Origin of the sequence: Lawsonibacter sp. LCP25S3_E2 (assembly GCF_052117285.1) — a bacterium.
Classification (GTDB): Bacteria; Bacillota; Clostridia; order Oscillospirales; family Oscillospiraceae; genus Lawsonibacter.
Genome location: NZ_JBQKJL010000004.1, coordinates 154,944 through 173,348, shown reverse-complemented (window position 1 = coordinate 173,348; position 18,405 = coordinate 154,944). Strand labels below are relative to the sequence as shown.

At 56.4% G+C, this 18,405-nt stretch carries 21 protein-coding genes; 17 read left to right on the top strand and 4 right to left on the bottom strand.

Annotation, left to right across the window (positions count from 1 at the left end):
- Positions 1–26: 26 nt before the first annotated feature.
- The 3 genes from ACTQ3R_RS05740 to ACTQ3R_RS05730 form a co-directional block, all read right to left on the bottom strand.
- A complete protein-coding gene (locus ACTQ3R_RS05740; protein ID WP_441779533.1) occupies positions 27–896 on the bottom strand; it encodes a zf-HC2 domain-containing protein in 870 nt (289 codons plus the stop codon).
- The gene (locus tag ACTQ3R_RS05735; protein WP_441779534.1) at positions 893–1,372 is read right to left on the bottom strand and encodes an RNA polymerase sigma factor; all 480 of its coding nucleotides are present in this window, start codon (positions 1,370–1,372) and stop codon (positions 893–895) included. Before ACTQ3R_RS05735 ends, ACTQ3R_RS05740 begins: the two co-directional genes overlap by 4 nt.
- Before the next feature lie 180 nt (positions 1,373–1,552).
- On the bottom strand, positions 1,553–1,735 hold the full coding sequence (locus ACTQ3R_RS05730) for a hypothetical protein (RefSeq protein WP_441779535.1): 183 nt from the start codon (positions 1,733–1,735) through the stop codon (positions 1,553–1,555).
- Positions 1,736–1,921: 186 nt separating this feature from the next.
- Here ACTQ3R_RS05730 and ACTQ3R_RS05725 point away from each other — a divergent pair, with 186 nt between their 5' ends.
- The 10 genes from ACTQ3R_RS05725 to ACTQ3R_RS05680 all read left to right on the top strand — a co-directional run bounded on the left by ACTQ3R_RS05725 (position 1,922) and on the right by ACTQ3R_RS05680 (position 10,911).
- Positions 1,922–3,199 (top strand): dihydroorotase, encoded by a 1,278-nt coding sequence (locus tag ACTQ3R_RS05725; protein ID WP_441779536.1) that lies wholly within the window; start codon positions 1,922–1,924, stop codon positions 3,197–3,199.
- Between the two features lie 59 nt (positions 3,200–3,258).
- On the top strand, positions 3,259–4,182 hold the full coding sequence (pyrF, locus tag ACTQ3R_RS05720) for an orotidine-5'-phosphate decarboxylase (RefSeq protein ID WP_441779537.1): 924 nt from the start codon (positions 3,259–3,261) through the stop codon (positions 4,180–4,182).
- A gap of 34 nt (positions 4,183–4,216) precedes the next feature.
- Positions 4,217–4,858: a hypothetical protein gene (locus tag ACTQ3R_RS05715; RefSeq protein ID WP_441779538.1), complete on the top strand. Its 642-nt coding sequence runs from the start codon at positions 4,217–4,219 to the stop codon at positions 4,856–4,858.
- A 32-nt stretch (positions 4,859–4,890) separates the two neighbouring features.
- The gene (locus tag ACTQ3R_RS05710) at positions 4,891–5,667 is read left to right on the top strand and encodes a dihydroorotate dehydrogenase electron transfer subunit (RefSeq protein ID WP_441779539.1); all 777 of its coding nucleotides are present in this window, start codon (positions 4,891–4,893) and stop codon (positions 5,665–5,667) included.
- A complete protein-coding gene (locus ACTQ3R_RS05705) occupies positions 5,660–6,580 on the top strand; it encodes a dihydroorotate dehydrogenase (protein WP_441779540.1) in 921 nt (306 codons plus the stop codon). Before ACTQ3R_RS05710 ends, ACTQ3R_RS05705 begins: the two co-directional genes overlap by 8 nt.
- A 16-nt stretch (positions 6,581–6,596) precedes the next feature.
- A complete protein-coding gene (locus tag ACTQ3R_RS05700) occupies positions 6,597–6,914 on the top strand; it encodes a DUF1622 domain-containing protein (RefSeq protein WP_441779541.1) in 318 nt (105 codons plus the stop codon).
- A gap of 26 nt (positions 6,915–6,940) precedes the next feature.
- Entirely contained in the window at positions 6,941–8,092 is a 1,152-nt protein-coding gene (locus tag ACTQ3R_RS05695) for a GNAT family N-acetyltransferase (protein ID WP_441779542.1), read from the top strand.
- A gap of 63 nt (positions 8,093–8,155) precedes the next feature.
- Positions 8,156–8,815, top strand: coding sequence for a ComF family protein (locus ACTQ3R_RS05690; protein ID WP_441779543.1), 660 nt, complete (start codon positions 8,156–8,158; stop codon positions 8,813–8,815).
- A 145-nt stretch (positions 8,816–8,960) separates the two neighbouring features.
- Positions 8,961–9,992, top strand: coding sequence for a rod shape-determining protein (locus ACTQ3R_RS05685; RefSeq protein ID WP_441779544.1), 1,032 nt, complete (start codon positions 8,961–8,963; stop codon positions 9,990–9,992).
- Between the two features lie 91 nt (positions 9,993–10,083).
- On the top strand, positions 10,084–10,911 hold the full coding sequence (locus tag ACTQ3R_RS05680; protein WP_441779545.1) for a mechanosensitive ion channel family protein: 828 nt from the start codon (positions 10,084–10,086) through the stop codon (positions 10,909–10,911).
- A 53-nt stretch (positions 10,912–10,964) separates the two neighbouring features.
- On the opposite strand, the gene ACTQ3R_RS05675 is transcribed toward ACTQ3R_RS05680, so the two are convergent.
- Positions 10,965–11,444 carry a DUF4830 domain-containing protein gene (locus tag ACTQ3R_RS05675; protein ID WP_441779546.1) on the bottom strand — a complete coding sequence of 160 codons (480 nt, stop codon included), beginning with the start codon at positions 11,442–11,444 and terminating at the stop codon, positions 10,965–10,967.
- Positions 11,445–11,562: 118 nt separating this feature from the next.
- On the opposite strand from ACTQ3R_RS05675, the gene ACTQ3R_RS05670 reads away from it, so the two are divergent.
- The 7 genes from ACTQ3R_RS05670 (at position 11,563) to ACTQ3R_RS05640 (ending at position 18,377) form a co-directional block, all read left to right on the top strand.
- Entirely contained in the window at positions 11,563–12,279 is a 717-nt protein-coding gene (locus tag ACTQ3R_RS05670; RefSeq protein ID WP_441779547.1) for a pseudouridine synthase, read from the top strand.
- Positions 12,280–12,384: 105 nt separating this feature from the next.
- A complete protein-coding gene (locus ACTQ3R_RS05665; RefSeq protein WP_441779548.1) occupies positions 12,385–13,476 on the top strand; it encodes a PucR family transcriptional regulator in 1,092 nt (363 codons plus the stop codon).
- 249 nt (positions 13,477–13,725) lie between these two features.
- Positions 13,726–14,415, top strand: a complete 690-nt coding sequence (gene ftsE / locus ACTQ3R_RS05660; protein ID WP_441779549.1) for a cell division ATP-binding protein FtsE — start codon at positions 13,726–13,728, stop codon at positions 14,413–14,415.
- A complete protein-coding gene (gene ftsX / locus ACTQ3R_RS05655; RefSeq protein WP_441779550.1) occupies positions 14,399–15,289 on the top strand; it encodes a permease-like cell division protein FtsX in 891 nt (296 codons plus the stop codon). Before ftsE ends, ftsX begins: the two co-directional genes overlap by 17 nt.
- A gap of 132 nt (positions 15,290–15,421) precedes the next feature.
- The gene (locus tag ACTQ3R_RS05650) at positions 15,422–16,672 is read left to right on the top strand and encodes a murein hydrolase activator EnvC family protein (protein WP_441779551.1); all 1,251 of its coding nucleotides are present in this window, start codon (positions 15,422–15,424) and stop codon (positions 16,670–16,672) included.
- Between the two features lie 109 nt (positions 16,673–16,781).
- Positions 16,782–17,309, top strand: coding sequence for a nitroreductase (locus tag ACTQ3R_RS05645; protein ID WP_441779552.1), 528 nt, complete (start codon positions 16,782–16,784; stop codon positions 17,307–17,309).
- A gap of 75 nt (positions 17,310–17,384) precedes the next feature.
- Positions 17,385–18,377, top strand: a complete 993-nt coding sequence (locus ACTQ3R_RS05640) for a biotin--[acetyl-CoA-carboxylase] ligase (RefSeq protein ID WP_441779553.1) — start codon at positions 17,385–17,387, stop codon at positions 18,375–18,377.
- Positions 18,378–18,405: the final 28 nt, after the last annotated feature.

The window sequence follows — 18,405 nt, the reverse complement described above, 5'->3', positions numbered from 1 at the left end:
CACCGTTGTGCGCCGGGCTGTTTGCATTAGTATCCCTGATGGCGGAACGTCTCGTACTGGGACTTGCGCGCGTCATCATAGTAACGCTCCACATATTCGTCCCACAGGGTGTATTCCCACTGGTTGATATCGTTGAGTTGCTGGGGTCCTCCCATGGGGTTGTCGTAGATCCAGCAGTCCTCCACTCCGTCGTCGCTTACTTCCAGAATAGCCCGGTAGTCTTTTCCGCCTACGGTGACGGTAAAATCAAAGCGATAGCATGCAACCTTTTCCTCCCCGTCCAAGGCGCCCACTGTGGCGGAGGCATAACCGCCCCAGTGGAAACGGTAGTCGGACAGGCCTCCCATCTCCGTATAGCCCTGGGCGGCCTTCACAAAGATGTCAGTAGCGTCCTGGTCAAAGTTTGCCATCTCCTCCTCAGTAAACCAGCTGAACCGGTACCGCTCCCGGACATCCTCCCGTGCAATATATTTGGCCGCCCCTTCGTAGTCCCCGGCCTTCATCTTTCCAAGAAAAGCGTGGGCCAGGTAGAACTCATGGAGGTTGGTGTAGCAGAGGCCGTCTCCCGTCACCTGGGCGATGCCCATGAGCACAAAGGGCACCAGAATCACCACCACAATGAGGGAGGTAATCCACCGCCGGCGGATCTTCTTCATCCCTTTGCGAAAACTTTTCCCCTTTTTTTCCTCTGTGCCTTCTGGGGAAGAAGGAACTTCCAGCTTCGTAGGGGGTTCCTCCGGAGCGGGAATGGTCCCGGTCATTTCACGATAAGCCTTTTGGCAAGCGGAACAGGTCTTCAGATGCGCCTCCACCAGCTCCCGGCTGCCTGGGTGGCAGCAGGAATCTATGTACAGGGGAAGCAGGTCCTGGATAATGTCACAGTCCTTGTTGCTCATAACGTTCCCTCCAATTCTTGTTTCAGCAGTTGTCTGGCCCGGTAGTAGGTGACCTTGCCCCAGCTTTCCGATTTGCCCTTCAGAGCGGAAATCTCTTTCAGGGAGATGCCTCCATAAATATGGAGGATGACCACATCCCGATAGTCCTCGGGCAGGGTGGAAATGGCCCGCCGAAGAGCCAGCTGGGTCTCATGGGCGGAAAGGGCATCTTCCGGCCCAAAGCGGGCGGCTAAGGCAGGGGAGAGGGGCTCCGGCGGTTTTTTCCGGCACTGGCTGAACCAGAGGTTTTTTCCGATGGAACACAGCCAGGTGAATATCTGCCCCCGCTCCTCATAGCGCCCGATGTGGAGCAGAGCCCGGTAAAAGACCTCCTGGGTCAGGTCCTCCGCCTGGTGGGGGTCTTGACACAGGACCAGCAGGAAGCGGTAGACCCGGTCATAATATTCCCCGCATACTGCTGCAAAGTCCGGTTCCATTTCCATCCCCCCTTCCGGCCTGTTCTGTACTGTTAAACCAACCATAAGGGAAAAGGTTACACATGTAAAGAAAAATTCCAACAAGGGACGGCAAAGATCCCCCGCCCATTTCAAAGAAATCGAGGGGGGATCTTTGTGTCGTTCTCTCAGGCAAACGGTACTACCGTTTGCCGGGATCCATCACATTTCGATGGCACTGGCCAGGTTGTCCACCGCCTGGTTCACCTTTTTGGCAGCCTTATTGACGGTGCGTTTGATCTGGCGGCTGGAGGGCGCCATGGAAGCGCCCAGAGCGGCGCCGGCCACCATGCCGGCCATCGCGCCGGTGAGAAAAATACCCATACCCATTCCACTGTTCTGCATAAAAATCCCCTCCTTGCGGGACAAAAAGATCTGGATGTTCCCCGCTGTTTATTCTTTCCGGAAATTCTGAAAAACACATTGCTAATTCCTACCCGTTCCGCTATAATTTAGTATTAGGATAATATAGGCTTACTGGGAACAGTTGGCGAAAAAACGAAAAAATGGACAAAATTTGGGAGGAAGCCCATGAAACTCTTGATTAAAAACGGCCGTGTGGTCCATCCGGTGACCAGTGCGGTGGTGGTGCAGGACATTCTGGCCGACAACGGTGTGCTGGCCATGATGGAGCGCGGAATTGATGTGGAGTGTGACCAGGTCATCGATGCAAAGGGCCTTATTGTGGCCCCAGGGCTTGTGGATATGCATGTCCATTTCCGGGATCCGGGCCTCACCTATAAGGAGGATATTATCACTGGGTGTGCCGCGGCGGCACGGGGAGGTGTCACCTCGGTGGCCTGTATGGCCAACACCAGCCCCACCATTGATTGCCCCGAACAGGTGAAGTATGTCCTCAGCCGGGCCAAGGAGGCCTGCGGCGTCCAGGTCCATCCCGTTGCCGCCCTGTCCAAGGGCTTGCGGGGAGAGGAGCCTACCGACCCGGAAGAGCTGAAGGCTGCCGGAGCCATCGCGCTTTCCGACGATGGGAACAATGTGGACAACGCCAACCTCATGCGGGATGTGCTCATCCGGGTGCGGGGGCTGAAGATGCCGGTGCTGTGCCACTGTGAGGACACCACCATGGTGGCCGGACGGGCGGTGAACGAGGGCAGCGTATCCCGCCAGCTTTGGCTGGAGGGACGGCCTGCCATTGCCGAGGAGCTTATGGTCATGCGGGACGCCATGCTCTCTGAGGAGACCGGGGCCCCGGTGCACATTTGCCATGTGTCCACTGCACGGAGTGTGGAAATCATTCGGAAAATGAAGAAAAAGGGCATCCACATTACCTGTGAGACCTGCCCCCAGTACTTTACCCTCACCGAGGATGAGGTGCTCACCCAGGGCTCCATGGCCCGTGTGAACCCCCCGCTGCGCACCAAGGCCGACGTGGCCGGGATCATCGCCGGACTGAAGGACGGCACCATCGATGTCATTGCCACCGACCATGCCCCCCACTCCGCGGAGGAAAAGGCGCGTACACTCACCCGTGCCCCCAGCGGAATGATTGGTTTGGAGACCAGCCTGGCGATTACCCTGACCCAGCTTTACCACACCAAGAAGATGGATCTGCCCAATATCATCAAGCGCATGTCCACCAACCCCGCCGATATCCTGGGCCTGTCCCGGGGCCACATGTCCCTGGGAGCGGCGGCGGACCTGGTGATTTTCGACCCGGACGAGGAGTGGACCGTAGACCCGGAGCAGTTTGCCTCCAAGGCCCGGAACACCCCCTTTGCCGGCTGGAAACTGAAAGGCAAGGTCAAGTACACCATCGCCGGCGGAAAGGTGATTTACCAGGAGCGGTGAACAGGGTGTATATCCTGACCAGATCGTATGGATAAAATTACAGAAAAGGAATGATATTCATGTCATTTGATGTACTGCAGGACAAAATCCGTGACAAGAAAAACCCCACTGTGGCCGGGCTGGATGCCCGCATTGAGTATGTGCCCGAATATATCCGCCAGGCTGCCTTTGAAGAGTACGGCGTGGGGCTGAAGGGAGCCGTGGAGGCCATCTGGCAGTTTAATGTGGGCCTTATCGATGCGCTGTGCGACATCGTCCCCGCCGTCAAGCCCCAGAGCGCCTACTACGAGAATCTGGGCTGGCAGGGCATGGAGATGCTGGAGCGCACCATCCGCTATGCCAAGAAGAAGGGCCTGTTTGTCATCGCCGACATTAAGCGGGGTGACATCGGCTCCACTGCCTCTGCCTACGCCGAGGGGTGGCTGTCCGGGGCCAAAATCGAGGGACAGGTGTTCAAGTCCTTTGATGCCGACTGCGTCACCCTCAACGGCTATATGGGTTCCGACTCCATCAACCCCTTCCTGGAGGCTGCCAAGGCCGAAGATAAGTGCGCCTTTGTGCTGGTCAAGACTTCCAATCCCGGCTCCGGGGAGCTGCAGGACATTGTAGCCGGAGACCGGCTGGTGTACCAGGTGATGGGTGATCTCAACGAGCGCATTGCCGCCGGTACTGAGGGCAAGTACGGCTACACCATGGCCGGGGCGGTCACCGGGGCTACCTATCCCGAGGACATCAAGGCTTTGCGTAAGCGTCTGGAGCATACCTTCTTCCTGGTGCCTGGTTATGGAGCCCAGGGCGGTACTGCCGCTGACGTGGCCAACGCATTTGACAAGTACGGACACGGAGCCATCGTCAACTCCTCCCGCGGCATCATGTGTGCCTGGAAGAAGACAGGCGGAGACGGCCACGACTTCAAAGAGGCTGCCCGCGCTGCCGCCATCGCGATGAAGGACGACATTGCCCAGTTTGTGACGGTGCTGTAACGAAGCACTGCAGCGATAAAAGGAGGCCTGCCCCATGGCTCAGAAGTGCGTATTTTGCGGCAGAGAAATCGGCCTGTTCAGCCGGGAAAACATTGTATGCGGCGGAGTGGAACAGCCCTCTTGTTCCGAGTGTCATCTGCTGCTCCGGAATCTGAGCCAGAAGGAGCGGGGGGAGCGTGCCCTGGCCACCGGCCGGGCAGTGGAGCCGGAGCGGATCATGGCCAATCTGGAGAAGGAGGAGCAGCGGGAAAAGGAAGACCGGGAGCGGCAGGAGAGAGCCCGCCAGGCGATCCAGACGGACAAGACCTGCCTGCGCTGCGGGGGTCCCATGGAACGGTATGGGCGTAAGCTGTTCCACCTTGGGGAGGAAGGACTTTTTGGTCCGGTGGCCCGAGATGGGCTGTTGGCGTCCTGGCTGGAGGCGGATGTGCTCCGGTGCGCCAAGTGCGGCTGGGCAGAGTTTTATCTTCCCGCCCCCCCGGAGCTGCCCAACGATCTGCTGAAGAAAGAGGATACGGTCACTTGCCCTGTGTGTGGGAGGGAACATAGCGTATCCATTGGCTGCCCCTGGTGTGCTATGCGGGGAGGAGCGGAACAATATGACTCTGCCCGAGAGGAACCTAAGCCAAAGGATGGACGCCAAAAACCGGGCAGCAAACCACCCTGGGAAAAGTAACTGTGGGATAATGGGATAAAAGGTGTGACAAGATGAAAGTAGAACGCAAGTGTAAAATCGTCTCTAAAGAGCAGATGGGAGACGCTATTTATATGACTTTGGAGTGCGGCGACATGGTCCGCACCAGCTGCAAGGGGCCGGGCCAGTTTGTCCATATCAAGTGCGGAGAGGGGCTGCTGCTGCGCCGCCCCATCTCTGTGTGCTCCTGTCAGGAGGACGAGCCCGAGGACCTGCTCTCCATCGTCTTTGAAGTGCGGGGAGAGGGCACCGAGTGGCTCGCCCGCCGTCCGGTGGGCCATACCCTGGATGTGATGGGGCTGCTGGGCAACGGTTTCTCTGTGAACCCTGAGGGCCGGTATCTCCTGGTAGGGGGCGGAATCGGCATTCCTCCCATGCGGGGCTGTGCCCAGTATACCCAGGGGAGATCCACCGCCATCCTGGGCGGCCGGTCCAAGGAGAAGATCATCCTGAAGGACTGTTTTGAGGACGAGTGCGCCAAGGTGCTGGTGGCCACCGATGACGGATCACTGGGCTACCACGGCTTTGTAGATGCATTGGTCCGGCAGGAGCTCAGTGAGGACAAGCATTACGACGCTGTCCTGGCCTGCGGGCCTAAGCCCATGCTGCGGAATGTGGCAAAGGTGGCCGAGGAGTTCGGCGTTCCATGCCAGGTGTCCATGGAAGAGCGGATGGGCTGCGGCATCGGGGCATGCCTGGTGTGTGTGTGCGACATGAAGGATGGAAGCCGGAAGCATGTTTGCAAAAATGGCCCCGTCTTTGATTCCAAGGAGGTGGATTGGGATGCCTAAGGTGGATTTGTCCGTGAATCTGGCGGGGATGAGCATGAAAAACCCCGTATGTGTGGCCTCCGGCACCTTCGGATTTGGCCGGGAGTACAGCGAGTTTTTTGACCTCAGCGAGCTGGGTGGCATCTGTGCCAAGGGGTTGACTTTGAACCCCAGAGAGGGCAACCCAGGCCCCCGCATTGCCGAGACGCCCATGGGCATTTTGAATTCCGTAGGCCTTCAAAACCCCGGTGTGGACGCTTTTATTGCCACGGAGCTGCCCTACCTGCGGCAGTTTGATGTGAAGGTCATCGCCAACATTTCAGGTAATACCCCGGAGGAATATGGCATCATGTGCGAAAAGCTCGCTGGGGCTGGGGTGGATATGATCGAGGTCAATATCTCCTGCCCCAATGTGAAAGCGGGGGGCCTGGCCTATGGCACCCGGCCTGAACTGGCTGCCGAGGTTACCGAAGTAGCCAAATCTCATGCCGGTAAGGTCCCTGTGATGGTGAAGCTCTCTCCCAATGTGACCGACATTACCGAGATTGCACGGGCAGTGGAGGGGGCGGGTGCAGATGCCCTGTCTCTCATCAACACCATCCGGGGGATGCGCATTGATGTGAACACCCGCCGCCCCATTTTGAAGATGAACACCGGCGGCCTGTCCGGCCCTGCCGTGCTGCCGGTGGCGGTGCGGATGGTCTGGGAGGTGGCCCAGTGTGTCAAGGTGCCCATCTTGGGTATGGGCGGTATTGCCAAGGGCGAGGATGCAGCTCAGATGATGCTGGCCGGAGCCACTGCTGTGGCGGTTGGCACCGCCCTGTTTGCCGACCCCTTTACCCCCATCAAGGTGCGGGAGGGACTTTGCGAGATCACTGCAAGACAGGGGCTGTCCGCTGTCCGGGAGCTTACCGGCGGCGTAAAACCGTGGTAAATTAGGAGGCCCGCCTGTGTTGGAAGAACTGATCGCCCTGATGTTGCCCCCAATCATCTCTGTTTGTGAGCTGATGGGGATCTTTGTGGTGGCAGTGTCCGCTGTCCGGGCTTTTTGGAACTACTGCAAAGGGTTTATGACCCATATGCCCACCGACGTGAAGTTTGACCTGGCCAACGGTCTGGCCACCAGCCTGGAATTTAAGATGGCGGCGGAGATTTTAAAGACTGTGTTGGTCCGGGATTTAAACGAGCTTGTGGTACTGGGGGCGGTGGTGCTGCTGCGGGCTCTGCTGTCCCTGCTCATCCACTTTGAGATGAAATCCCACCGCTGAGTTTATGAGAAAGAGTTGGAAACCGAATGACGACCATTTATCTTGTACGCCATGCCGAGGCGGAGGGAAACCTCTACCGCCGGATACACGGCTGGTACGATGCCCTGGTCACCGACAACGGCTTTGCCCAGATGAAATGTCTGGAAGAGCGGTTTCGGGAGATTCCGGTGGATGAAGTGTGGTCCAGCGACCTGTACCGCACCAAAACCACCGCACGGGCGGTATATGTGCCAAAGGGGCTTACCCTCCACACCGATCCGCAGCTCCGGGAGCTGAATTTCGGAAGTTGGGAAGATCGGCCCTGGGGAGAGGTTTATCAGCACGAAGGGGAGGAAATTGCCCGCTTTAACGCCAGTGATCCTACCTGGCGGGCCCCTGGAGGGGAAAACCTGGCCGAGGCTGGGGAGCGGCTTCAAAAGGCGGTCACCCGGATCGCCCGAGAGAATCCGGGAAAAACTGTGGCTATTTTTTCCCACGGTACCGCTATCCGCCAGTTTCTGGCCAATGTTCAAGGTTTGTCCCCACAAGAGTGGGGAAAGCTGGGGCATAGTGAGAATACGGCGGTGTCCTGCCTGGATTTTGATGGAGAGACCTTCTCGGTACGTTTTCAGAACGATGCATCCCATCTGCCTCAGGAGTTGACTACCCTGGGGAAACAACTGTGGTGGAAACAGGGCGGCAAGGCCAGAGATGTTAATTTGTGGTTCCGGCCCATTCGCTGGGAGGAGGAGCAGGGCATCTATCTGGAAGCCCGGCATGAGGCGTGGGTATCCACCCACGGGGAAGAAGTACCCTTTGATGGAGAAGGGTTTCTGCAAGATGCGCGGCTTCACCTCTCCCGCACCCCCTGGGGGGTGACCTTGGCCTTTGCGGATGGGGAACTGGCGGGAGTGCTCCAACTGGACCCGGAGCGGTATGCCCAGGATCAGGCGGGATACATCCCCTTCTGCTATGTGTCACCCGGACTCCGGGAGCAGAACCTGGGGGTTCAGCTCATTGGCCAGGCAGTATCCTTCTACCGTCCCATGGGCCGGGACAAGCTGCGCCTGCGCTGTGCCCCTTATAACCACCGGGCCCAGCATTTTTATCAGAAATATGGGTTTGTGAAAATCGGGGACGAGACGGGAGGCCGTGTGCCCCTGGAAATTTTAGAGAAGTACATGGGCTATGAACGGTAAGCCAGGCGTTCGCCAGTGCGGCTGCGCCTATGAAAATGGCCCCATGGGAGAAGGAACGTGGAAATGAACCTGGCAACGATGCTGCTTGATTTGCTGTTCCCGCCCAAATGCCCTTATTGCCAAAAAATTTTGGCTGAACCCCGTGCCCCGGTCTGTCCCCGGTGCCAGAAAACGCTCCCCTGGCTTCTGGGCAGAGAAGGGGAGCGGCGCGTGGATTTTACCGAGGGCTGCTTTTCCCCGCTTGCCTATCGGGGATTGGTATCTGAGGCGGTTCAACGGTATAAGTTCCGGCCTGTGAGGGCTTACTGCGTCCCGTTTGGGGCGGTGATGGCCCAGAGTTTGCAAGACCGTCTGCCGGAACGAGCGGACTTGATCACCTGGTGTCCCCTGAGCAGAGAGCGTTTGCATGAGCGTGGCTTTGACCAAGGGGAGCTTTTGGCAAGAGAAGTGGGGAAGCGTCTGTCTTTGCCGGTGGCTGGGACCTTGAGAAAGGTCAAGCATACCGACCCGCAATCCGGGTTGGAGGAGGAGAGCGCCCGCAGGGCAAACGCACGGGGAGCCTATGCTGTCCTACCGGGAATGGATCTGGAGGGGCACATCGTTGTCCTGGTGGATGATGTAGTCACCTCTGGTGCTACCATGTCCGAGTGTGCAGGGCTTCTGCGCATGGCCGGGGCGGCAAAAGTCTATGGATTGACTTTGGCTCAGGCTCGGCGGGATTAAGCAGGAAAAGGGCAAATTACCGGAGAAAATTGTAAGAAAAAATGATTGAAATACCGCTTCCTTATGGCTATAATATATTATGCCGAATCGTAACAGCCGCTCTGGCGGCGCTGAATATAAAGAAATTATAAGGTGGAGCAAAATTATGGGGCTTTTTAGTAAAGATATCGGTATCGATCTGGGTACCGCTTCTGTTCTGGTCTATATCAAGGGTAAGGGCGTGGTGCTGCGCGAGCCCTCTGTGGTTGCCATCGACAAGAATAGTGGCAAACTGCTGAAGGTTGGCGCTGAGGCCCAGGCCATGCTGGGCCGTACCCCCGGTAATATCGTAGCCATGCGTCCTCTTCGGGAGGGTGTAATCTCCGACTATGATATGACCGAGCGTATGCTGAAGGAGTTTATCAAAAAGGTAACCACCTTCTCCATCTTCAAGCCCCGTCTGCTGATCTGTGTTCCCTCGGGCATCACCGAGGTAGAGGAGCGCGCCGTGGTAGATGCCGGCATCCAGGCCGGTGCCCGCCGTGCTTACCTCATTGAGGAGCCTGTGGCTGCCGCTATCGGCGCGGGCATCGACATCACCAAGCCGGACGGACACATGGTGGTGGACATCGGCGGCGGTACTGCCGATGTAGCCGTGATTTCCCTGGGCGGCGTGGTGGAGTCTGCCTCCATTAAGATCGCCGGTGACAAGTTTGACGAGGCGGTGGTGAAGTATATCCGCCGCAAGCACAATGTTCTCATCGGTGACCGCACCGCTGAAGAGCTGAAGATGACCATCGGCTGTGTTTTCCCCCGTCCCGAGGAGGTCACCATGGAGATCAAGGGCCGCTGCCTGATGACCGGTCTGCCCCGTGTGTTCTCCGTCTCCTCCAGTGAGATGATCGAGGCCTTTGAGGAGGTTTCCAGCCGCATTCTGGAGGCCATCCACGGCGTTCTGGAGCGCACTCCCCCCGAACTGGTGGCCGATATCTCCACCAACGGTATTGTCATGACCGGCGGCGGTTCTCTGCTGTGGGGCTTTGATAAGCTGGTGGAGTCTCACACCGGCATCGAGACCCATGTGGCGGACGATGCCATTTCCTGCGTGGCCTATGGTACCGGAAAGAGCCTGGACAGCCTGGACCAGATGCAGGACGGCACCATGAACCTGTCCCGCCGCAAGCAGATGAATTATTGATCACACAAATGAAAAGCCGGTCAGCATTTGCTGACCGACTTTTTTACACACAAGATAGGAGCGGTATATCCGTGAGACGAGGAGGATTGCAATGGACGCACTGCAGCAAGTGCTGAATATTGTGGCAAAGGCCGTGGGTCTGAAGGAACTTACACTGGGGTCTGTTTTCCGCGTGGTCCTTATGATCCTGATCGGATACCTGGTGATCCGCATGATCATGCGCGTGGTAGACCGCCTGCTGGAGCGGAGCAAGTCCATGGTGGACATCCGGGTATACATCAGCTCTGGGGTAAAGATATTCCTGTGGTTCCTGCTGGCGCTGATGATCGCAGGCTCCCTGAACATCGATGTGACGTCGGTGATCGCCATGCTGAGCGTAGCCGGTCTGGCGGTTTCTCTGGCCCTGCAAAATACCCTGTCCAATCTGGCAGGAGGACTGCAGATCCTGGTAAGCAAACCCTTCGTGGTGGGCGATTATATCGACGCGGATGGGACGGCCGGAACGGTAGCGGAGATCGGTCTGGCTTACACCAAGCTGACCACGCCGGATGCCAAGCGTATCTCGGTCCCCAATAACCAGCTTGCGGCAGCAAAAGTGACCAACTATACCAATGAGGGGGGCCGGCGGGTGGATCTGGTTTTCTCGGCCTCCTATGACGCGCCCACTGAGACGGTAAAGACGGCCATCCGAGAGGTCTTGGATTCCATCCCGGCTGTCCGTCAGGACCCAAAGCCGGTGATCTGGATCAACGCCTATGGTGCCAGTTCCATTGACTATGTGGTGCGGGCCTGGACCACTACCCAGGACTACTGGGATGTGTACTATGCCCTCATGGAAGGGGTGCGGGATTCCTTTGCCCGCCACAAGGTGGAGATGACCTATAATCACCTCAATGTCCATTTGCTGGAGAAAAAGTAACAATGGCGGGACCGCGGATTCCGTGGTCCCGTTCTTGTTTCATGGCTGTGCTCTTATGGCATGGCAAGACCGTGAAGGAAACCATCCAGCTGGGGAGATAGAACCTCTCCGCCGATGACCGTATTTTTGTATATGATCAGGTTGGCCTGTACACCCTGCTCACCAGTGGGGTAGTTGGTGATCTCATAGGTATAACGTTTGACCCGCTTCCCGGCGTACTGTTCCAGGTCAAAACCCTGTTGCTTCTGGAGTGCTAAGTACTCGTCATAGGTCTCGTCCATCTCCGTTGGGATCAGCAGTTCCTGGGAGGCGAGGGGCTGGGAGGATACCTGCCAGCCGTAGGCGGAAAGATAGGCAACCCGGTCCTCATTACTTTTGACGCCTTTGGGATTGGGCAAGACCGAGGCGGATACCTCCTGGCTTACCATGGCCTGGCCGAAATTCAGCGCCACGGCACAGCAGCACAAAAGAGCGGCCGCCGCAACGCTCAGAGCCAGCTTACGCCGGGGCATTTTTGCAGTTACGATCAACACAGCGCATATCTCCTTCCCTGTGTATGTTTTCCCTTTACCATATGCAGCGCAGCGAAGAGGTATGCCCAAGTTTCCGGCGAGGCGGCCGCCAGCCGGAGAAAAAGGAGTGGCTTTGAATATGGAGCGCCTGGATAAACGTCTGGCCTCCACCGGGCGGTGGAGCCGAAAAGAAATTAAAGATATGGTTCGTCAGGGGCGGATACAGATCAATGGGGTGCCTGCCCGCCGTCCGGAAGAGAAGGTAGGAGATGAGGACCGGCTGGCAGTGGATGGGCAGGAAGTGGATTGTGCTCCCTTTGTCTATGTGATGATGCACAAGCCAGCAGGAATTCTTTCCGCCACAGAGGATAAGCGGCAGCGGACGGTGGTCGATCTGCTGCCCCCAGAGCTTCGCCGCAGAGGACTGTTTCCTGTGGGAAGGCTGGACAAGGATACCACCGGACTTTTGCTGCTCACGGACGATGGGGCTCTGGCCCATGAACTGCTCTCCCCCAAAAAGCATGTGGACAAGGTATATTTGGCCCGAGTAGAGGGTCGAATTGATGCTTCGGATGTAGCGGCGCTGGGAGAGGGAATGGTGCTGGGAGATGGGCTTCATTGCCTTCCAGCCGGGTTAGAACCGCTGAAAGATGGATCGGAGTGCCTGGTTACTCTGCGGGAAGGCAAGTATCACCAGGTAAAGCGGATGCTGGCTGCGCGGGGAAAGCCGGTATTGGCGCTGAAGCGGCTTTCCATGGGTACATTACAGCTGGATGAAACCCTTGCGCCGGGGCAGTGGAGATACCTGGAAATGGACGAGGTGGCAAAGCTGAGAGAGGAAAGAACTCCTACTTAAATTTTTTGGTCGAAATGAACAAAAAAACTTGAAAAACCTCTTGCCAAAACCAGGGGAAAACCGTTATAATAGCACAGGAAGAAAAAATGAGTAGGAGGGATCACTTTGTCCAGTAGGATGTTCCAAGGTGTCGTACTCCAAATGAAGGATAGCGTCAACCGGATGGTGGGCGTTGTGGATGCGGACGGGATCGTGGTGGCCTGCAGTGAGTTGACCTGCATTGGCGAGCACTGGTCCGGTGTGGTCGCGGCCATTAATTCTGCGGAGAATGAGCCCGCCCGGTTCGAGGGAAAGACCTTTAAGCCTCTGGCTGGATGGGGTGCTCAGTTTGATTATGCCGCTTTTGTGCAGGGAGACGACGATGTAGCTGCTTCCCTGTGTGCCATGGCGGTAGTGGCATTTAATGGTGCCAAGACCTATTATGAGGAGAAGCACGACAAGGCCACCTTTGTAAAAAATATCATTTCCGACAATATTCTTCTGGGTGACATCTATACCCAGGCCAAGGAGCTGCACTTTGTGTCTGAGGCTCCCCGTGCCGCCTTCCTGGTGCGCCAGTTGGGGCCTGCGGATGTGACGACCATCGATGTCATTCAGAATCTGTTCCCCGACAAACAGACGGATTTCGTCATTTCTATTAATGAGACCGATGTAGCCCTTATTAAGCAGCTGCCTGAGGGAGCGGATGCACGGGATCTGCAGAAGATTGCCAAGCAGATTGCCACCGCTGTTACCCAGGAGCTGGGCATCAAAGTGGTCATCGGCATTGGTACCATCGTTCCCCATATTCGGGATCTGGCCCGTGCCTATAAGGAGGCCGGCGTGGCCATTGATGTGGGCAAGGTCTTTGATACGGAAAAGACTGTCATCAACTATGAGAATCTGGGCATTGGGCGCCTGATTTATCAGCTGCCTACCATCCTGTGCCAGATGTTCCTCCAGGAAGTCTTTAAGAAGAATCCCATTGACGCTCTGGATCAGGAGACGCTGCTTACCATTAACAAGTTCTTTGAGAACAACCTGAACGTCTCTGAGACGGCCCGGAAGCTCTTTGTCCACCGGAACACCCTGGTCTATCGTTTGGAGAAGATCAAGAAGCTTACTGGCCTGGACCTGCGGGAGTTTGATGATGCCATTACCTTCAAGGTGGCCTTGATGGTCAAGAAGTACCTCATTTCCCGGGGAATTGAGTCCTAAGTAGCCTGTGTTTATGCTGACAGTGCCGCCCGCCAGGGCGGCACTGTTTTACTTTCAACAGAAGTCCGCTGCAGCTTACCTCTTTCCGGGCGAATCAGACGGAGAGAATCAGGCGTGAAAAAAACCGAAGAAAGCACACAAATGTCATTTACATAATATAGTGTTTGTGATAAACTGATCGATAAGGAAAAAATTTTACCGCTGGCCCAGACCACAGCAGATTGGGTGCAGACGGAGTCGGAGGAGCACATGATACGGCTCATAGATGTATATAAAGAATATGATAATGGGACCAAGGCTCTGAAAGGGGTCAATTTGCGCATTGACGACGGGGAGTTTGTCTTTTTGGTAGGTCCATCCGGGTCAGGAAAGTCCACGGTCATCAAGCTGATTACCGCAGAGATCGCCCTCACAGAAGGGCGCTTAATGGTAAACGGCTATAACCTGAACAACATCACACCCAGGCAGGTGCCCTATATGCGCCGGACCCTGGGCATTATTTTCCAGGACTTCCGCCTCATTGAGAAAAAGACGGTGTATGAAAATCTGTCCTTTGCCATGCGGGCGGTGGGAGCTTCCAACCGGGAGGTGCGCCGGCGTATCCCCTATGTGCTGAAGCTGGTAGGCTTGGAGCAGAAAGCGGACCGCTATCCTGGTCAGCTTTCCGGTGGTGAGCAGCAGCGCGTGGCCATTGCCCGTGCGCTGGTCAACAACCCCAGTATGATTATTGCTGACGAGCCTACGGGAAACTTGGACCCTCAGCGTTCCTTAGAGATCATGATGCTTCTGGAGCGCATCAACGAGCTGGGTACCACTGTACTGGTGGTTACCCATGAGAAAAACCTGGTCAACCGCTTTGACAAGCGAGTGGTGGCCATTGAAAACGGTCGGATTATGAGCGACGGAACAGGCGGTTACTACAATGGCGAGAAAATTTGATGCGGGATATTATTTCAGCGAAGGGGTCCACTCCATTTTTACCCACGGCTTCATGTCCTTTGCGGCTGTGTGTATGATTGTGGCCTGTCTGCTGATTATGGGGTCTTTTACCCTGGTAGCGGTGAATCTGGACAAGAACCTGGGGGACCTGGAAAACGAAAACCAGCTTGCGGTATACATCGATGAGAGTTACACCGAGGAGAAGGCCCGGTCCCTGGAGGAGGAGATTTCCCAAATTCCCAACGTGACCAACGTCACCTTTGTTACCAAGTCGGAGGCACTCAAAGAGTTTCAGGAGAAGCGGGAGAATGTGGAGATGTTCCAGAACCTTCCCGAGGATGTGCTCCGGGACCGGTACTATGTCCACATGAACAATATTGAGCTCATTGCCCAGACCAAACAAGATCTGGAAAATGTGCCCGGCGTGGCCAAGGTATTCGCGGCGGTGGATATTGCCGAAGGTTTTGTGATGATGCGCAACATCGCCACTGGTGTGGCGTTGGTGCTGGTCGGCATCCTGCTGGTGGTGTCTTTGTTCATTATCGCCAATACCATCAAGCTGGCTACCTTCTACCGCCGGGAGGAAATTGCCATTATGAAGATGTGCGGGGCCACCGACGGGTTTATCCGTTGGCCCTTCGTGGTGGAGGGTATGGCCCTGGGACTTATCGGTTCCCTGGTGGCTTTTTTCCTCCAGTGGGGGATTTACCAGCTGGTGGCCAAGAACATCGTCCAGAGTAATGGCTTGTCCCTGATGACCATGATCAGTTACTTATCTATGATTGATGTGATCCTGCCTGTGTTCTGTGGGGTGGGCGTGATTATCGGCGTAGGGGGCTCTCTCATTGCCATCCGGAAGTTCCTGCAGGTATAAGGGGTGTTTAAGTCAATGAAACGACAGAAAAGACAGCGTGTAATGATGGGCATTTTGGCTGGAATTATGGCCGTTCTTATGCTGCTGCCCATGGTAGCCAATGTGTTTTTGCACTGAAAAGCGAGGAATCAAATGAAAAAACGTTGGAACAAGATCCGCCGCCTGGTGTGTCTGGCGATTATTCTGTCCCTTGTGCTGCCCTTTGCCGGGCCAGCCACCGTACTGCCTGCGTCAGCAGTGACCCAGGCGGAGATTGATGCGCTGAAAAGTGATGCCAGCGATCTGGCCAGCCAGAAAAAAGAGCTGCAAGCCCAGCTCAATGAGGTAAAGGCGGATAAAAATGAGGCACTGAAGCAAAAGCAGCTTCTAGAAGAGCAAATTGAGGTCATCCGGGCTGAAATCAGCAACATCAATCGTCAAATTTCCACCTATGAAGAGCTGATCGGCCAGAAAACCCAGGAGTTGGAACAGAGCGAGGCCCAGGAGCAGGAGCAATATGAGCTGTTCTGCAGCCGGGTCCGGGCCATGGAGGAGGAGGGAGAGACCTCCTACTGGGCCATCCTGTTTGGCTCCAGCGATTTTTCAGAGCTCTTGGACAATTACATGATGATCGAAGAGATCATCGAGTATGACAACAGCGTGATGGAGGCCCTGGTCCAGCTTCAGGAACAGGTAGAGCAGGAGCGGGCGGAACTGGAGGAGGCCAAAGCCGCCCTGGAGGAGGCCAAAGCCAAGCAGCAGGCGGCAAAAACGGAGCTGGAGACCCAAGAGGCTGAAGTAGATAAGGTCATTGCGGAGATCAGCAGCCAAGAGAGCCAGCTTAAGGCTATGGAGGCGGAGCTCAACCGGGCTGCCGCTGCTTTGGACAGCCAGATCAAGGACCTGGAGCGGCAGATGTCCGCCCAGATCAACAATGTCCCCAGTGAATCTGGCTTCCTGTGGCCTCTGGCCGGTAATATCAATGTACTTTCCTCCCTGTACGGCAGCCGGCCCGATCCCTTTACCGGGCGGCCGGATAACCACACAGGCATTGATATCCCCGCTTCCCGTGGAACGCCCATCTATGCCTCCAAGAGTGGTGTCGTCATCACCTCGGTTTACGGAAGTGGTTCTTCCTGGTCCTATGGCAACTATGTGGTGGTCTCTCACAGCGATGGCACCAGCACCCTGTATGCCCATATGAGCAGCCGGGCAGTGAGCAAGGGGCAGACGGTGAAGCAGGGAGACGTGGTGGGCTATGTGGGTACCACCGGCAATTCCACCGGCAACCACCTGCACTTTGAGATTCGTGTGAACGGCAGCCGGGTAGACCCGTTGAATTACTTTAAGGATAAGACCCTGTATTACCGAAGCGGCAGTCAAAAGGTTCCATTGGATTTGTAATTGGCCGGAGAGGCCTGAAGGAAAGGACACAGTATCCGGCAGCTTGCGGAATACTGTGTCCTTTTCTTACACTGGAAGGTTTAAAATCAATAGAAAGAGAGGAATTGCTATGAACGCAGTGATCGAGCAGATGCTTTCCCGGAGAAGTGTGCGCAGCTACCGGCCTGAGCCGGTGCCTAAAGAGCTGATGGACCAGGTGATTTTGGCGGGCACCTATGCCGCCAGCGGAAAGGGCCATCAATCGAGCATTATCGTGGCTGTGACCAACCAGCCTCTGCGCAACCGGCTCTCAGAACTCAACCGGCAGATCGGAGGCTGGGAAGAGGGCTTTGATCCCTTCTATGGGGCTCCGGTGGTACTGTTGGTGCTTGCAGAAAAAGGGTGGCCCACCCATGTGTACGATGGAAGTCTGGTGATGGGCAATCTTATGCTTGCGGCCCATTCTCTTGGGCTGGGCAGCTGCTGGATTCACCGGGCAAGAGAGATCTTCGAGCTGGAAGAAGGAAAGCGGATTCTGAAGGATCTGGGCGTTGAGGGGGAGTATGAGGGGATCGGCTGCTGTATTCTGGGCTATGCTGACAGTGAGCTGCCTCCCGCGCCGCCCCGGAAAGAAAACTTTGTCTATTACGCAACCTGAGAATCCCGCTTCTCCCGTTGACGGTAAAGGTGAAATTCCCTATAATGGAACCAACCGATTTGGGAGGATGAAGCTATGAGCCGGGAACATGTGCTGTCGCTGCTGCGGGAGCGGCAGGGGGAATATCTGTCAGGAGAGGCGATGAGCCGTGCGTTGGGGATCAGCCGCGCCGGAGTGTGGAAGGCCATTGAAGGCCTGCGGCAGGAGGGCTATGTGATCTCTTCTGCTCCGAACCGGGGCTACCGCCTGGAGCAGGGACCCGACCGCCTGCGGGCCGGGGAGCTGGCCGGACCACTCAGCGGCTGCCGGGTGGGGCGGAAGCTGCTGTGCCTGGATACGGTGGATTCCACCAATACGGAGTGTAAACGCCGGGCCATGGCTGGGGAGGAAGAGGGACTGGTGGTCATCTCCGATGAGCAGACTGGCGGCCGTGGACGTCTGGGACGTTCCTTCCAGTCTCCAAAGGGCTGTGGGCTCTATCTCTCCGCCCTGCTTCGGCCAAAGCTGGAGCCGGCGGAGGTAACCGATTTTACCGCTTGGGTGGCGGTGGCGGTGTGCGATGGCATTGAGGCCTGCTGCGGTGTGCGCCCCCAGATCAAATGGACCAATGATATCATTCTGGGCGGAAAGAAGCTGGTGGGGATTCTCACTGAGCTGGGGTTGGAGAGCGAAAGCAACGCCTTGGAATACCTGATTCCAGGCATTGGAATCAATGTAAACCAACGCCCGGAAGATTTTTCCCCTGAGATCCGGGATATGGCCACCTCGCTCAGCCAGCAGCTGGGCAAACCGGTAAGCCGGGTAGAACTGGCTGTTCAAGTGACTCTCGCGCTGGACCGGATGTATGCTCAATTCCCGGAGAATAAAGGGGAATATTTGGAAAAATACCGCGCTGACTGCCTGACCCCCGGACACCAGGTGCAGCTTGTGACTCCCGCTTCCCGAGAGGAGGCCTGGGCGGTGGAGATTGATGATGCGTTCCGCTTGGTGGTGGAAATGCCGGACGGAACCAGAAGAGCGCTCTCTGCCGGAGAAGTATCGGTGCGCGGAATGTACGGATATGTATAAAAAATCACCCGTTTTGCTGCGAGCAAAA

What these genes read in the sequence shown, in the direction of transcription:
- ACTQ3R_RS05740 (WP_441779533.1), bottom strand. Translation starts at nt 896, where the DNA reads ATGAGCAACAAGGACTGTGACATTATCCAGGACCTGCTTCCCCTGTAC.
- ACTQ3R_RS05735 (WP_441779534.1), bottom strand. Translation starts at nt 1,372, where the DNA reads ATGGAACCGGACTTTGCAGCAGTATGCGGGGAATATTATGACCGGGTC.
- ACTQ3R_RS05730 (WP_441779535.1), bottom strand. Translation starts at nt 1,735, where the DNA reads ATGCAGAACAGTGGAATGGGTATGGGTATTTTTCTCACCGGCGCGATG.
- ACTQ3R_RS05725 (WP_441779536.1), top strand. Translation starts at nt 1,922, where the DNA reads ATGAAACTCTTGATTAAAAACGGCCGTGTGGTCCATCCGGTGACCAGT.
- pyrF (WP_441779537.1), top strand. Translation starts at nt 3,259, where the DNA reads ATGTCATTTGATGTACTGCAGGACAAAATCCGTGACAAGAAAAACCCC.
- ACTQ3R_RS05715 (WP_441779538.1), top strand. Translation starts at nt 4,217, where the DNA reads ATGGCTCAGAAGTGCGTATTTTGCGGCAGAGAAATCGGCCTGTTCAGC.
- ACTQ3R_RS05710 (WP_441779539.1), top strand. Translation starts at nt 4,891, where the DNA reads ATGAAAGTAGAACGCAAGTGTAAAATCGTCTCTAAAGAGCAGATGGGA.
- ACTQ3R_RS05705 (WP_441779540.1), top strand. Translation starts at nt 5,660, where the DNA reads ATGCCTAAGGTGGATTTGTCCGTGAATCTGGCGGGGATGAGCATGAAA.
- ACTQ3R_RS05695 (WP_441779542.1), top strand. Translation starts at nt 6,941, where the DNA reads ATGACGACCATTTATCTTGTACGCCATGCCGAGGCGGAGGGAAACCTC.
- ACTQ3R_RS05690 (WP_441779543.1), top strand. Translation starts at nt 8,156, where the DNA reads ATGAACCTGGCAACGATGCTGCTTGATTTGCTGTTCCCGCCCAAATGC.
- ACTQ3R_RS05685 (WP_441779544.1), top strand. Translation starts at nt 8,961, where the DNA reads ATGGGGCTTTTTAGTAAAGATATCGGTATCGATCTGGGTACCGCTTCT.
- ACTQ3R_RS05680 (WP_441779545.1), top strand. Translation starts at nt 10,084, where the DNA reads ATGGACGCACTGCAGCAAGTGCTGAATATTGTGGCAAAGGCCGTGGGT.
- ACTQ3R_RS05670 (WP_441779547.1), top strand. Translation starts at nt 11,563, where the DNA reads ATGGAGCGCCTGGATAAACGTCTGGCCTCCACCGGGCGGTGGAGCCGA.
- ftsE (WP_441779549.1), top strand. Translation starts at nt 13,726, where the DNA reads ATGATACGGCTCATAGATGTATATAAAGAATATGATAATGGGACCAAG.
- ftsX (WP_441779550.1), top strand. Translation starts at nt 14,399, where the DNA reads ATGGCGAGAAAATTTGATGCGGGATATTATTTCAGCGAAGGGGTCCAC.
- ACTQ3R_RS05650 (WP_441779551.1), top strand. Translation starts at nt 15,422, where the DNA reads ATGAAAAAACGTTGGAACAAGATCCGCCGCCTGGTGTGTCTGGCGATT.
- ACTQ3R_RS05645 (WP_441779552.1), top strand. Translation starts at nt 16,782, where the DNA reads ATGAACGCAGTGATCGAGCAGATGCTTTCCCGGAGAAGTGTGCGCAGC.
- ACTQ3R_RS05640 (WP_441779553.1), top strand. Translation starts at nt 17,385, where the DNA reads ATGAGCCGGGAACATGTGCTGTCGCTGCTGCGGGAGCGGCAGGGGGAA.